General features: G+C 69.4%; 11 protein-coding genes. 4 read left to right on the top strand and 7 right to left on the bottom strand.

What is annotated here, in order from left to right; genetic code table 11:
- Window positions 1–42 precede the first annotated feature (42 nt).
- Window positions 43–2,727, bottom strand: a complete 2,685-nt coding sequence (pcrA, locus tag FB390_RS10180; protein ID WP_141808740.1) for a DNA helicase PcrA — start codon at window positions 2,725–2,727, stop codon at window positions 43–45.
- 384 nt (window positions 2,728–3,111) lie between these two features.
- On the opposite strand from pcrA, the gene FB390_RS10175 reads away from it, so the two are divergent.
- Window positions 3,112–3,405, top strand: a complete 294-nt coding sequence (locus FB390_RS10175) for a chorismate mutase (protein ID WP_141808739.1) — start codon at window positions 3,112–3,114, stop codon at window positions 3,403–3,405.
- Window positions 3,406–3,521: 116 nt separating this feature from the next.
- Here the strand turns inward: FB390_RS10175 and FB390_RS10170 are convergent, their stop codons facing one another.
- Complete coding sequence (locus FB390_RS10170) at window positions 3,522–4,976, bottom strand: NAD-dependent succinate-semialdehyde dehydrogenase (RefSeq protein ID WP_141808738.1); 1,455 nt, start codon at window positions 4,974–4,976, stop codon at window positions 3,522–3,524.
- A gap of 166 nt (window positions 4,977–5,142) precedes the next feature.
- Here FB390_RS10170 and pgi point away from each other — a divergent pair, with 166 nt between their 5' ends.
- On the top strand, window positions 5,143–6,780 hold the full coding sequence (gene pgi / locus FB390_RS10165) for a glucose-6-phosphate isomerase (RefSeq protein ID WP_141808737.1): 1,638 nt from the start codon (window positions 5,143–5,145) through the stop codon (window positions 6,778–6,780).
- A gap of 6 nt (window positions 6,781–6,786) precedes the next feature.
- Here the strand turns inward: pgi and FB390_RS10160 are convergent, their stop codons facing one another.
- The 4 genes from FB390_RS10160 to FB390_RS10145 form a co-directional block, all read right to left on the bottom strand.
- Window positions 6,787–7,392 (bottom strand): potassium channel family protein, encoded by a 606-nt coding sequence (locus FB390_RS10160; RefSeq protein ID WP_141808736.1) that lies wholly within the window; start codon window positions 7,390–7,392, stop codon window positions 6,787–6,789.
- A gap of 165 nt (window positions 7,393–7,557) precedes the next feature.
- Window positions 7,558–8,229 (bottom strand): nucleoside/nucleotide kinase family protein, encoded by a 672-nt coding sequence (locus FB390_RS10155; RefSeq protein ID WP_342780399.1) that lies wholly within the window; start codon window positions 8,227–8,229, stop codon window positions 7,558–7,560.
- 24 nt (window positions 8,230–8,253) lie between these two features.
- Window positions 8,254–9,876: an acyl-CoA dehydrogenase family protein gene (locus FB390_RS10150; protein ID WP_141808735.1), complete on the bottom strand. Its 1,623-nt coding sequence runs from the start codon at window positions 9,874–9,876 to the stop codon at window positions 8,254–8,256.
- Window positions 9,863–10,495, bottom strand: coding sequence for a TetR/AcrR family transcriptional regulator (locus FB390_RS10145; protein WP_141808734.1), 633 nt, complete (start codon window positions 10,493–10,495; stop codon window positions 9,863–9,865). The genes FB390_RS10150 and FB390_RS10145 overlap by 14 nt, the downstream gene beginning before the upstream one ends.
- 124 nt (window positions 10,496–10,619) lie before the next feature.
- Here FB390_RS10145 and FB390_RS10140 point away from each other — a divergent pair, with 124 nt between their 5' ends.
- Both FB390_RS10140 and FB390_RS10130 read left to right on the top strand, forming a co-directional pair.
- Window positions 10,620–11,381 (top strand): crotonase/enoyl-CoA hydratase family protein, encoded by a 762-nt coding sequence (locus FB390_RS10140; RefSeq protein WP_141808733.1) that lies wholly within the window; start codon window positions 10,620–10,622, stop codon window positions 11,379–11,381.
- A gap of 800 nt (window positions 11,382–12,181) precedes the next feature.
- Window positions 12,182–12,817: a hypothetical protein gene (locus FB390_RS10130; RefSeq protein ID WP_185756987.1), complete on the top strand. Its 636-nt coding sequence runs from the start codon at window positions 12,182–12,184 to the stop codon at window positions 12,815–12,817.
- Window positions 12,818–12,854: 37 nt separating this feature from the next.
- Here FB390_RS10130 and FB390_RS10125 read toward each other — a convergent pair whose 3' ends face one another.
- Window positions 12,855–13,544 (bottom strand): pyridoxamine 5'-phosphate oxidase family protein, encoded by a 690-nt coding sequence (locus FB390_RS10125; RefSeq protein WP_141808732.1) that lies wholly within the window; start codon window positions 13,542–13,544, stop codon window positions 12,855–12,857.
- Between the last annotated feature and the right edge of the window lie 44 nt (window positions 13,545–13,588).

Raw genomic sequence — 13,588 nt, 5'->3', positions numbered from 1 at the left:
TCCTGCCACCGATAAGCCCACCGCGGCCCCAGCCGCGCACCTTCAGAGCTTCACCAACGTCCGGCTGTACTGCGGAATCAACCGGATCTTGCCCGCCGTACCGAAGTCGATCGTCACCGTCGCCAGCGGACCGAAGCCTTCCGCCGCGATCACGCGGCCCAAGCCGTACTTGTCGTCGCTGACCCGGTCCCCGACCGCCAGCACCAGATTGGTGTTGTTGCGGGTCGCTCCGCCGGGCGCCGGGCGGCGCGGACCGCGGTCGGGACGCACGCCCGGTCGCTCGGACCATCCGTCGCCCCGGGTCCAGTCGCGTTCCAGCCCGTCGTCATCGCCGCGCCGTCGGATGCCGCGGGTGGCGGCGGAACCGGCCGGTTCCAGTCGACGCCAGTCCATGAGATGGCCCGGGATCTCCTGGAGGAAGCGCGACTCCGGGTTGGACACCGGCTGTCCCCAGCCGGAGCGAACCACCGCGCGGGTCAGGTAGAGCCGTTGCCGGGCTCGCGTGATGCCCACGTACGCCAGGCGGCGCTCCTCGGCGAGTTCGGTGGGATCGCCCAACGCGCGCATGTGCGGGAACTGCCCGTCCTCCCAGCCGGTCACGAAGACCACCGGGAACTCCAGGCCCTTGGCCGTGTGCAGCGTCATCATCGTGACCACGCCGGACCCTTCGTCCGGGATCTGGTCGGTATCGGCGACCAGCGAGACCCGCTCCAGGAACGCCGCGAGCGAGCCCGGGTCCGGTTCACCCTCGCCGAGTTCGGGCACGAGGCCCTCCTCGCGGGCCGCGACCGCGTTGTTGTACGCCTCGGAGCTGAACTCGCGCGCCACGCTGACGAGTTCGTTCAGGTTGTCCAGCCTCGCGCCGTCCTGCGGGTCGTCGGACGCCTCCAGCTCGGCGCGGTAACCAGTGCGGTCGAGCACCGCCTCCACCACATTGCCCACGCCCGGGAAGTCCGCGTCGGCCTGAACACCGGCCGCCCTGATCTCCTCGAGCAGATCGAGGAAGCCGGCGATCGCCCGCTGCGCGCGGGTGTTCAGCAGCGCGACCTTGCCGTCGGCGGCATCGCGCAGTGCCGCGGCGAACCCGATGTCGCGCTGTTCGGCGTGTACCGCGACGCACGCCTCGGCGCGGTCGCCGATGCCGCGGCGCGGGGTGTTCAGGATGCGGCGCAAGCTCACCGCGTCGTCGGGATTCTCCAGCACGCGCAGGTAGGCGACGATGTCGCGGACTTCCTTGCGCTCGTAGAACCGGACACCGCCGACGACCTTGTACGGTAGTCCCATCCGGATGAAGATCTCTTCCAGCGCACGCGAATTGTTGTTGGTGCGGTAGAACACCGCGACATCGCTGTAGTTGGCGTCGCCCTGGTCGACCAGCCGGTCGATTTCCCGTGCGACGAACGAGGCCTCGTCGTGCTCGTTGTCGGCCACGTAGCCGACGATCAGGTCGCCCTCGCCGGAATCGGTCCACAGTCGCTTGTCGCGCCGGTTCTCGTTGCGCGAGATGACCGCGTTCGCCGCCGACAGAATGTGCTGGGTGGAGCGGTAGTTCTGCTCGAGCAGAATGGTCTCCGCGTCCGGGAAATCGCGCTCGAATTCCTCGATGTTGCGAATGGTCGCGCCGCGGAAGGCGTAGATGGATTGGTCGGCGTCGCCGACGACGCACAGTTCGCTCGGCGGCGCGGCGTCCTCGTCGGCCCGCTCCGCGCCGGTGTGATGGCCGACCAGTTCCCGCACCAGCACGTACTGCGCGTGGTTGGTGTCCTGGTACTCGTCGACGAGCACGTGCCGGAAGCGGCGGCGGTAGTACTCCGCGACCTGCGGGTGGTTCTGCAACAGCGCGACCGTCTCGCCGATCAGGTCGTCGAAGTCGAGCGCGTTGGCCGCGCGCAGCCGCCGCTGGTATTCGGTGTAGACACGGGCCACCAGACCGGGCAGTTCGGTGTCGTCCGATTCGGCGTCCGCGGTGGCCTGCGCCGGGCCGATCAGCTCGTTCTTCAGATTCGAGATGGCGGTCGCCAGGAGGCGCGCGGAGTATTTCTTCGTATCGATGTCGAAGTCGCGGCTGATCATTGTCAGCAACCGCCGGGAATCATCGGCGTCGTAGATCGAGAAATTGGAATTCAAGCCGGGCAGCAGCGCCGACTGCATGCGCAGGATCCGCACACAACTGGAGTGGAACGTGGAAACCCACATGTTGTTCGCGCGCGGCCCGACCAGGCCGATCACCCGCTCCCGCATCTCCGCGGCAGCCTTGTTGGTGAAGGTGATCGCCAGGATCTGGCCCGGCGTCACGCCGCGGGCGGCGAGCAGATAGGCGATGCGGCGGGTCAGCACGGCCGTCTTGCCCGAACCCGCGCCCGCGACGATGAGCAGCGGCGAACCGGTGTGCACCACCGCGGCCCGCTGCTGCGGATTGAGCCCGTCGAGCAGCCGTTCGGCTTCCTCGGCGCGTTGCCGATCCCGCTCGGCGCGTCGCTCGGCCTGCTCGTCGGCGCGCCGCTGTGCTTGTTCGGCCAACGAAGCCGGCGCTTGCTCGGCCAGAGAGACCGGCGCCTGCTCCGCAGGCGAGCGTAGTTCCGCCGAGGACCGCGGCGACTCCCCCGTACCGGGCGCGCCGGAGAGCCCCGCCGCCCGGCCAACGTGGGCCTCCGGCTGCGGAGCTGGGTTCACGTCCTGATGCCGGTTCCGACCGGCCTGCGTCTGAGGAGCCACCGTGATATCCATTGCCCATCCACGCTACCGGCGGCCACCGACACAGGCGAAGCCCCCGGGTGCGCTCCCGGCCGCGCGGCGATCACCGGCTAACATTCAGTGAACACATCGCGGCGCGCGACCCTGCAAATCTGTGCGACTCGTTCTCAGCAGATTCACAAAATCAGACGTTTTGCATCGGTTCGGCCGCGTGGCAGACTGACCCCATGGTCAGCGTTGCCGCGATACGCCCGATTCGGTTACCCGCCGGATATCGGTCTCGCGGAGCCTTGTAGCCGACCACACGCTTCTGGGGGGACTGATGAGGCCCCTCAGGCCTGTTTCACGGTGAAAGAACCGGACGGTAACGCGCCGCGCGCAGTAGCCGATCCACGTTCTGACACGAGGAGATGAATGATGAGCATTCCTGCCACGACCACCGGGTCCGATGCGGCGCTGCCGCAGTCCGAGGCGGAGATCGACAAGCTCCGCAAGGAGATCGACCAGCTCGATGCCGAGATCCTCGCCGCCATCAAGCGACGCAGTGAGATCTCCCGGCTGATCGGACGGACTCGGATGGCCTCCGGTGGCCCGCGACTGGTGCACAGCCGCGAGATGAAGGTGCTCGAGCGATTCAGTGAACTCGGCCAGGAGGGGCACACCCTCGCCATGCTGCTGCTGCGTCTGGGGCGCGGCCGCCTCGGCCACTGACCCGTCGTTCTCCTGCCGCGTCGAGCGGCTCGCGAACCTTGCGGTGATCACCGCATTCACAGGCCGCCCCGGGTGTCGAAACCTCGGGGCGGTCCTTGCGTTTCACGCCGTGGTTCTCAGGTCAGCGCGATGTATTTCGTCGACAGGTACTCCTCGATGCCCTCGGTGCCGCCCTCGCGGCCGAAGCCGGAGGCCTTCACGCCGCCGAACGGCGCGGCCGGATCCGAGATGACACCCCGGTTGACGCCGACCATGCCCGACTCCAAGCCCTCGGCCACCCGCAGCGCGCGATCCAGCGTCCTGGTGTAGACGTAGGCGACCAAGCCGAATTCGGTGTCGTTGGCGGCGGCGATGCCCTCGTCCTCGGTCTCGAAGCCGACGATCGGCGCGACCGGACCGAACACCTCCTCGCGCAGAATCCTGGCCTGCGGCGGGACATCGCTGAGAATGGTGGCCGGATAGAACCAGCCGGGTCCGCCGGGAGCCTTGCCGCCGAGGCGAACCCGCGCGCCCGCCGCGACCGCGTCGTCGACGAGCTCGCTGACGGTGGTCAGCTGGTCCTCGTTGATCAGTGGTCCGAGAGTCGTCTCGGGATCGGTGCCCGGCCCCATGGTGACCGAGTTCGTCATCGCCTCGGCGAATTTGGCGGTGAACTCCTCGAGCACGCCGTTCTGCACGTGGAACCGGTTGGCCGCGGTGCACGCCTCGCCGCCGTTGCGCAGTTTCGCCAGCATCGCGCCCTGTACCGCCGCGTCGACGTCGGCGTCGTCGAACACCACGAACGGCGCGTTGCCGCCGAGTTCCATCGAGGTGCGCAGCAGGCCGTGCGCGGACTGTTCGACCAGCTTCTTGCCGACCTCGGTGGACCCGGTGAAGGTGAGCTTGCGCAGTCGCGGGTCCTCCAGCAGCGGGCCGGTCACGGCGCTGGAACGGCTGGTGGTGATGACCGAGAGCACCCCGTCGGGCAGTCCGGCCTCGTGGCACAGCTTGGCGAGCAGCAGCATCGTCAGCGGCGTTTCCGAGGCGGGCTTGACGATCATCGTGCAGCCCGCCGCCAGCGCGGGACCGATCTTGCGGGTGCCCATGGCCAGCGGGAAGTTCCACGGCGTGATGGCGAGACAGGGACCGACCGGCTGCTTGTGCACCATGATCCGGCCGGTGCCCGACGGCGCGTGCAGGTAGCGCCCGTGCACCCGCACCGCCTCCTCGCTGAACCACCGGAAGAACTCGGCGCCGTAGCGCACCTCGTTGCGGCTCTCCGGCAGCGCCTTGCCCATCTCCAGGGTCATCAGCAGCGCGAATTCCTCGGCTCGCGCGGTGATCTGCTCGAACACCGCGCGCAGGATCTCGCCGCGCTCCCTGGCCGGGGTCGCCGCCCATTCGGCCTGCACGGCGACCGCGGCGTCGAGCGCGCGCATCGCGTCGCCCGGGCTCGCGTCGGCGACTTGGATCAGCACCTCCCCGTTCGCGGGATTGTGCACCGGAAAGGTAGCGCCACCTTCGGCGTCGACCGGTCCGCCGATCCACAGCTGCGTCGGTACGGATTGGAGTAGTTCGCGTTCGGACACCATGTCGCCAGCCTAGGCCGCACTGCCGGACGAAGTCCGTCTTCAGACCGCGCACGGCCGGAGCGAATGCGGAGGTACGCCTAGGCGGCGGGCCTTCGGTCAGGGTGGACTCCGACATTGCCCGCCTCAGCCGTGCGTCGGCGCGGCGCGGTGAGTACGCTCGGCGGACGTGAGCAGCGACATCACCGCATCGGCGGCATGGCGGAAACTGCACGATCACTACGGCGCCGTGTCCGAGCGACACCTACGAGAGATCTTCGCGGACGACCCCGAGCGCGGTCGTGAGCTGACCGTCCAGGTGGGCGACCTGCACATCGACTACAGCAAGCACCGGGTCACCCGGGAAACCTTGCAGCTACTCGTCGAATTGGCGCACGAGGCGGGGGTGGCCGAGCGGCGCGACGCCATGTTCGCGGGCGCGCACATCAACACCTCCGAGGACCGCGCCGTCGGCCACGTCGCCCTGCGGCTGCCCGCCGGCGAGTCGATGACCATCGACGGCGCCGACGCGGGCGCGGAGGTGCACGAAGTATTACGGCGGATGGGCGAATTCACCGACGCCTTGCGCTCCGGCGAGTGGCGCGGCGCCACCGGCGAGCGGATCGGAACCGTGGTGAACATCGGCATCGGCGGCTCGGACCTCGGCCCGGTGATGGTGCACCAGGCGCTGCGCCACTACGCCGACGCGGGCATCGGCGCGCGCTTCGTCTCCAACGTCGATCCCGCCGATCTGGTCGCCGAGCTCGTCGGCCTGAATCCGGCAACCACGCTTTTCATCGTTGCTTCCAAGACCTTTTCGACGCTCGAGACCCTGACCAACGCCACCGCCGCGCGCCGCTGGCTGGTGGCCGCGCTCGGCGAGGACGCGGTCGCCAAGCATTTCGTCGCGGTCTCCACCAATGCCGAGCGGGTCGCCGAATTCGGCATCGACACCGCCAACATGTTCGGTTTCTGGGACTGGGTCGGGGGCCGCTATTCGGTGGATTCGGCGATCGGCCTTTCGGTGATGGCCACCATCGGCAAGGAGCGTTTCGCGGAATTCCTGGCCGGAATGCACGCCGTCGACGTGCATTTCGCGAACACGCCGCTGGAGGCGAACGCGCCGGTGCTGCTCGGCATGCTCGGCGTCTGGTACTCGAATTTCTTCGGCGCGGAATCCCGTGCGGTGCTGCCCTATTCGAACGATCTGGCCCGTTTCCCGGCCTATTTGCAGCAGCTCACCATGGAGTCGAACGGCAAATCGGTGCGCGCCGACGGCACCCCGGTCACCACCTCCACCGGCGAGATCTTCTGGGGCGAGCCGGGCACCAACGGCCAGCACGCCTTCTATCAGCTGCTGCACCAGGGCACCCGCCTCATCCCCGCCGACTTCATCGGATTCGCCCGTCCCACCGACGATCTGGCGACCCGCGACGGCACCGGCAGCATGCACGACATCCTGATGAGCAACCTGTTCGCCCAGACCAAGGTGCTCGCGTTCGGCAAGACCGCCGAGGAGATCGCCGCCGAGGGCACGGACCCGAAGGTGGTGCCGCACAAGGTGATGCCGGGCAACCGCCCGAGCACCAGCATCCTGGCGCCGCAGCTGACGCCCTCGGTGGTCGGCCAGCTCATCGCGCTCTACGAACACCAGGTCTTCGTCGAAGGCAGCATCTGGGGCATCGACAGCTTCGACCAGTGGGGCGTCGAACTCGGCAAGCAGCAGGCCTTGGCACTCGCCCCGCTGCTCACCGCCGCCGAAGAGCCCGCGCCGCAGGACGATTCGTCCACCGACGCGCTCATCCGCTGGTATCGCGCCAACCGCTGAGGGCGCTCAACGATCCCCGGTCGGATCTTCCGGCCGGGGATTTCGTGTGTCATCGGTGCCGTGTTCCGGTTCGGCGACCTGGGCTCGGCGCGCGGCCACCTCCAGCCGGTGGGTGATTCCGGTGCTGACGATGGCCAGCAGGCTGCCGATCACGACGAGGTCGAAGACGATCTGCACCATCGTCGCGATCCGCGCCGCCTGGCCGATCGCGTGGATGTCGCCGTATCCGACCGTGCCCAGCGTGACGATGGTGTAGTAGAGCGCGTCGGTGCGGGTTTCGAGGCCCTCGAACTGGCCGGGGTAATGCACCGCGAGACGGTAGTAGTACAGCGCGAAGAACATGGCGACCACGCACAGCATCAACAGCATGCCGTCGACGCGCCCGCCGGTCGCCTGTGGTTCGCGCAGGTAGCGGTTGATCCGGCGGGCCGTCAGCCAGATGAGGCCGCCGACTCCGGCGAGGAAGGCCGTCAGTCCGGCCACCCTGCCCGGCCAACTGTCCGCGAAGTTCCACTCCATCGGGACGCCGTAGAAGAACAGGAGCGCGCACACCAGCGCGGCGACGTTGCGCAGCACGTGCCTGCTCCCCGAAACCCGCCGCGTGTTCGTCATGGGTCAATGATCGGCGCGCTCGGGTGGTCGGGGACTGACCCACGCCGGGCGATTCGCCAACATTGCCGCACGGACGCGCCGGATTCGAGTCGCCCGGCAGCGATCAACGCACCACTAGTTGCGCCGAGGTAGGTGGCGGGGTGGGTCCGGCCGTAACGAGCGCGATCACCCGACGACGAAGTAGCGCCCGTCCTTCTCACGCAGCACGAGGTCGGCTCGGTCGCGGGTCGCGTGCACGAGGTCGGCATTGCGCAGGTCGCTGTCCGATACCTTGCTCCGGGCCGCTTCCGCCGACTTCCCGCCGCGCAGGTGCCGTTCCAGCAGGCGCTGTTCCAGCACGTCGCGGTCGGCGTCGAGGTACCAGCACTCGTCGAGTTGCTTGCGCACTGCGGACCAGCCGTCGGCGTCGTCGAGCAGCAAGTAGTTGCCCTCGGTGATGGCGACCCACTGGTTCACGAAGACCACGCCCGCGGGCGTCGGCTCGTCCGAGGCTCGATCGAACGTCGGCCACGGCACCGGCGTCCCGCGCGGGGTGTCGCGCAGGCGGCGCAGGTTCTCGACGAAGCCCGCGACGTCGAACGTATCGGGTTCGCCCTTGCGTGCCAGGTGTCCCGCCGCGCGCAGCCGCGCGTTGGACAGGTGGTAGCCGTCCATCGGCGCGATCTCGGCCGCCGGGCCGCCCACTTCGGTGACGAAGGTGTCGCGGAGCAGTACCGACAGGGTGGATTTGCCCGCACCGGGCGGTCCGGCGATGCCGAGCAAGTACCGCCGCTCGGGGTGCTCGGCCACTCGGTCCAGCACCCGCCGCACCAGCCGGTACAACGGAATCTCGGTCACCGCGCCGACACTACCGAGCGCCCGTCACGCGACGAAGGCGCGTTCGATGATCGCGCCGGTGTCCACGCCGGTCGGCAGGGTGCCGAAGGCGATGCCCCAATCGTCGCCGAGCCGGGTGGCGCAGAAGGCGTCGGCGACCGCGGGGTGGCCGTGGCGGACCAGCTGCGCGCCCTGGAGGACCAGCGCCATCAGTTCCACGACGCGGCGGGCCCGGTATTCGATGTCGCTGAGGTCGGCCAGTTCCTTGCCGACCTTGGCGATCGCGTCGTCCAGCCGCGGGTTCGCGCCCTTGGCCAGCGTGACCTCGTTGAAGTAGGCCTCGACGGTCTCCGGCTGACGGCCCATGGCGCGCAACGCGTCCAGCGCGGCCACATTGCCCGAGCCCTCCCAGATCGACATCAGCGGCGCCTCCCGATAGAGCCGCGGCATTCCCGACTCCTCGGCATATCCGTTGCCGCCCAAGCACTCCAGCGCCTCGGCGGAATGCGACGGCGCGCGCTTGCACACCCAGTACTTGGTGACCGCGAGCGCGATGCGGCGCAGCGCGGACTCGGCGGGATCGGAGCTCGACCGGTCCGTGGCCCCGGCGAGGCGCATCATGACGGTGGTCGCGGCGTCGGACTCGATCACCAGGTCGGCGAGCACGTTACGCATGGCGGGCTGGTCGATCAGCTTGGCGCCGAACGCTTCTCGGTGCCTGGCGTGGTGCACCGCGTAGACGGCTCCGGCACGCATGTTGGTCGCGGAGCCGATCACGCAGTCGAGGCGGGTCATGTTCACCATCTCGATGATGGTCTTCACGCCCGCGCCTTCCGCGCCGACCAGCCAGCCGGTGGCGTTCTCGTATTCGATCTCCGAGGAGGCGTTGGACTTGTTGCCCAGCTTGTCCTTGAGCCGTTGGATGCGAATGGGATTGCGCGTGCCGTCCGGCAGCACCCGGGGCAGCAGGAAGCAGGACAGACCGGCGGGCGCCTGGGCCAGCGTCAGGAACATGTCCGACATCGGCGCGGAGGTGAACCACTTGTGCCCGACGATGCGGTAGCTGCCGTCCGGCTGCGGGGTCGCGGTGGTGGTGTTGGCCCGCACGTCGGAGCCGCCCTGCTTCTCCGTCATCGACATGCCCGCGATCAGACCGGCCTTGGTGGACGGTTCGCGGAGACCGAAATCGTATGTGCGCGAGGCCAGTAGCGGTTCGTACTTCGCGGCGAGCTCGGGGTTGTGCCGGAGCGCGGGCACGATCGCGTAGGTCATCGAGATGGGGCACATGTGTCCCGCGTCGGCGACGCCCCAGGTATAGAACTTGGCGGCGCGGGCGGTGTGCGCGCCGGGCCGTTCGTCGGTCCACGGCGAGCCGTGCAGGCCGTGCTGGACCGCCACCGTCATGAGATCGTGCCAGTGCGGGTGGAATTCGACCTCGTCGACGCGGTGGCCATAGCGGTCGTGGGTGTGCAGCACCGGCGGGTACTCGTTGGCCAGCCTGCCCCACTCCTGCGCCGCGAAATCGCCCGCGCGCCTGCCCAGTTCGCGCACCTCGTCCTCGGCCCAGCCGGCGCCCTCGCGGTGCAGGCCCTCCAGCAGCGCCGGGTTGCGCGCGGCGTCGAAGGGCACGATGTTCGGGACCTGGTTGAAGACCTCATGAGTCTGCATCGGACACTCCTGATCTCTCAGCGCTCACCTGCATGCCGAGGGCGCGGATGGCGAAGGTGACGAGTTGGGGGACAACGGATTCGGCGTGCGGCGCGGCGGCGAGCGGGCCGACGAGCACCTCGCCGATGGCGCCGACCAGGGCGGCGGCGCTGGTGCGCGGGTCCTGCGCGGGCAGTTCACCGGCCGCGACACCGTCGGCCACCGCGGATTCGAAGGCCTCGGCGAAGGCGCGGCGGAAACGCAGGCGCTCTGCGTCGACCACGGTGTCGACCGGCTCGACGAGCAGCACGTAGGCGAGTTTGGGGTTCTTCATGGCGCGTCCGGCGAAGGTCTCCACGGCCGCGGTCACCCGCTCCACCGCGCTGCCGGTCCGAGCGGCCGCGGTGACGGCGGCGACCTCCCTGGCGACGACGGTGCGGAAGACCGCGGTCACCAGGTTCGCCTTGCCGTCGAAGTGCTTGTACACGGTTCCGGTGGCGACACCCGCCCGGTTCGCGACCGCGGCCATCGACAGGCCCGCGAATCCGGCCTCGGAGAGAACCTTGGTCGCGGCCTGCACGATCAGCTGCTCTTGGGCGTCCAGGCGGGCCTGGACGGCAGGGGTCCTGCGGTACGCCACGAAAGAAGTGAATCACGGATTCACTTCTTCACACAAGGGGCGGGCCGTCGTATGGTCGAGACGTGAGTCATCCACACAGCACCGTCTCCGCGGCGTGGCGGGCGGCAATTCGGAGGGGGCGGCGATGAGCGTTCGAGTCGAGAAGAACGGGCCCGTGACGACGGTGATCCTGCACCGGCCGCAGGCGCGCAACGCGGTGGACGGTCCGACCGCCCATGCGCTGGCCGACGCCTTCCGCGAGTTCGATGCCGACCCCACCGCGTCGGTCGCGGTGCTCTGGGGCGAGGGCGGCACCTTCTGCGCGGGCGCCGACCTCAAGGCGCTCGGCACGGAACGGTCGAACCGCGCGGGCGAGGACGGCGACGGCCCGATGGGGCCGACCAGGATGAAGCTGTCCAAGCCCGTGATCGCCGCGATCTCCGGCTACGCCGTGGCGGGCGGGCTCGAGCTGGCGCTGTGGTGCGATCTGCGAGTCGCCGAGCAGGACAGCACTTTCGGCGTGTTCTGCCGCCGCTGGGGCGTTCCGCTCATCGACGGCGGCACGGTCCGGCTGCCGCGGATCATCGGCACCGGCCGCGCCATGGACCTGGTGCTCACCGGCCGCGCCGTCAGTGCGCCGGAAGCACTTCAGATGGGCCTGGTCAATCGCGTCGTGCCGACCGGCGAGGCGCGCAACGCCGCCGAGGAACTCGCGGCCGAGCTCGCCGTACTGCCGCAGACCTGCCTGCGCTCGGACCGGATGTCGCTGCTCGAGCAGGACGGTATGGACGAGGACGCGGCCATCCGCAACGAATTCCGGCACGGACTCGCCGCCTTGGCCGACGGCGCGCTCGCCGGCGCCCAGCGGTTCGCCGCGGGCGCGGGGCGACACGGAGCCGCCGGCTGAGAATGGATCGCCTCGGCGTCGTCGACGAGATCTTCCTGCGCACCCACCGCGGGCTCGGCACCCCCATCGCCCTCCAGGGGCTGTGGCGGACATCCGATCGCGTCGAACCCATACTGCTGCAACGGATTCACGACGCACTGCGCTCGGGGCCGCTGGGGCGCAGAGTGGTTCGTCCTCGGGTTCCCGGTGCACGCCGTGGGTGGCGGGTGAACACCCGGGCCCATCCCCTGCTGTTCGTCGATGATCCGCTTCCGGTTTCCGAGTTGTTGCCGTGGGCGGATGGGCTGGGGTCGGAACTCGACCCGGAGTTCGGTCCTGGCTGGCGTCTCGCCGCGGCCCCGCTCGCGGATGGGGGTTCGGTTGTGGCGCTGACGTGTTCGCATGCGCTGGCCGATGCGCGGGGGCTGGCGTACGCGGTGGATGTCGCGCTGCGGGAGGTTGGTGTCGAGTCGGGAGGTCCGGGGCTGGCAGAGAGGCCCGGTGCGGTTCTGGATGCCGCATTCGAAGCCGAAGCCGAGAGACGCCGAGCAGCCTTGACGGGCGCGGCGAGTGGCGCGAGCATCGGTTCCGCTCGGCTTCCCGGTCCGGCCGCGGCTGGTTCACGGCAGTCGGGCAACGCGGCTGCTCGGGCTGCCGAACCGAGCGCGGCGCCGTCGACATCTGCTCGCGAGTCCGATTGGGCGGACGCGTTGCGCCAATGGTCGATCGTCGTGGGTGGCACGATTCGGGCCCTGCGCCAAGGTATTCCGGGAAGACCGGAATCCGGTGCGCCGGTGCGCGCGCGTGGAAAAGAGGCGCGGGTGCGCAGTGCGGTAGTGCAGTTCCGCGCCGCCGATTGGGACGGAGTCGCGAAGGAACACGGCGGCACCGCGAACAGCCTGTTCATCCAGCTGGTCGCGAACATGCTGTGGGCCATCGGATTTCCGCACCCGGCTATCGCGGCGAGCCTTCCCGTGGACACCCGCGACGAACCGCGCGTGGACAACGACCTCTCGATGACCGAGATCCTCATCGACCGCTCCGACACCCCCGCGACGCTGCGCGCGAAGACCCGCGCAGCGTACGAGCGCCGGATGACCAGCCCCGGCGGCATGCCCGAGGAACTGCTCCAGGTGATCCCCGACCGCTGGGCCTACGCCCTGTCCAAGGGCGCGGGGGAACGAGACATCCTGTGCTCCAATATCGGAGCGCTCCCCGACTCGCTGCGTACGATCGGCGCGCACGCCTGCACCGGCGTCGCCGCCCGCGCCATCCACCCGGGCCTCACCGCGGCCAACCTCCCCCGAACCCGCCTGTCCGGCTACCTGTGCCGCACCGGAGACGACTACGTCCTCTCCCTGGTCTGCCTCGACCCCGCCATCGAATCCGCCACGGTACTAACCGAACTCACCGTCGAAGCCGCCACCCGCCTCGGCCTCGCCGCCGCCCCCTGGTAACACCCGCCCGACACGGTCGAGGATCGACGCAGTGCCCTCACCGCGCGAGAGAAGCCCCCGACACGCTCCGCTCCAGCACATCGGACGGCACGCCGATGCCCACGGCCAGATCGGGGGAATCGATCGGCGCGTCCCACACCTGGCGCAGGGGCAGTACACCCGCCCACGTGGGGCTGTCCACGTCCTCGGGGTCGTCCACCGGTCCGCCCGCGCGGACTTTGACCGACGCCTCGGTCAGGTCGAGGGCCAGCACCATGGTCGCGGCGAGTTCCTTCTTGTTCGGCGGGCGCACCCGGTTCCACGCACCCGGCGCGGCGTGTTCGACGATGACGCGCAGGGCGTGCGTGCGCGCGTCGGTATCGGTCAGTTCGACCGCCCGTCCGTGCACCACCGCCGAGCGGTAGTTCATCGAGAAGTGCATGGCGGAGCGGGCGTAGACGATGCCGTCGACGTGCGTGACCGCGACGGAGATGTCGGAGGTCAGCGCGGCGCGCATGCTGCCCGAGCCGGTCGATCCGTGCAGGTAGAGGGTGTCGCCGTCGCGGCCGTACGCGGTAGGCAGCACCACGGGGCTGCCGCCGAGGACGACGCCGAGGTGGCAGATCAGACCGGCGTCGAGCACGGCGTCGAGTTCGGCGCGGTCGCTGCGGCCGCGTTCCTTCGACCGGGTCAGCGTGCTGCGCGGAGTCGGGGACAGGGGCGGGCGGGCGCTGATCGAGTTCGTCATGAGGACAGCGTCGCGCGCGAAGTGGCATTCTGAAATAGCCAATT

It is taken from the genome of Nocardia bhagyanarayanae (assembly GCF_006716565.1).
GTDB lineage: Bacteria > Actinomycetota > Actinomycetes > Mycobacteriales > Mycobacteriaceae > Nocardia > Nocardia bhagyanarayanae.
This window is presented reverse-complemented; position numbering and strand designations above follow the sequence as displayed.

Excerpts from the sequence above, each read along its gene's own strand:
- pcrA (WP_141808740.1), bottom strand. The coding sequence starts at position 2,727 with ATGGATATCACGGTGGCTCCTCAGACGCAGGCCGGTCGGAACCGGCAT.
- FB390_RS10175 (WP_141808739.1), top strand. The coding sequence starts at position 3,112 with ATGAGCATTCCTGCCACGACCACCGGGTCCGATGCGGCGCTGCCGCAG.
- FB390_RS10170 (WP_141808738.1), bottom strand. The coding sequence starts at position 4,976 with ATGGTGTCCGAACGCGAACTACTCCAATCCGTACCGACGCAGCTGTGG.
- FB390_RS10160 (WP_141808736.1), bottom strand. The coding sequence starts at position 7,392 with ATGACGAACACGCGGCGGGTTTCGGGGAGCAGGCACGTGCTGCGCAAC.
- FB390_RS10150 (WP_141808735.1), bottom strand. The coding sequence starts at position 9,876 with ATGCAGACTCATGAGGTCTTCAACCAGGTCCCGAACATCGTGCCCTTC.
- FB390_RS10140 (WP_141808733.1), top strand. The coding sequence starts at position 10,620 with ATGAGCGTTCGAGTCGAGAAGAACGGGCCCGTGACGACGGTGATCCTG.
- FB390_RS10125 (WP_141808732.1), bottom strand. The coding sequence starts at position 13,544 with ATGACGAACTCGATCAGCGCCCGCCCGCCCCTGTCCCCGACTCCGCGC.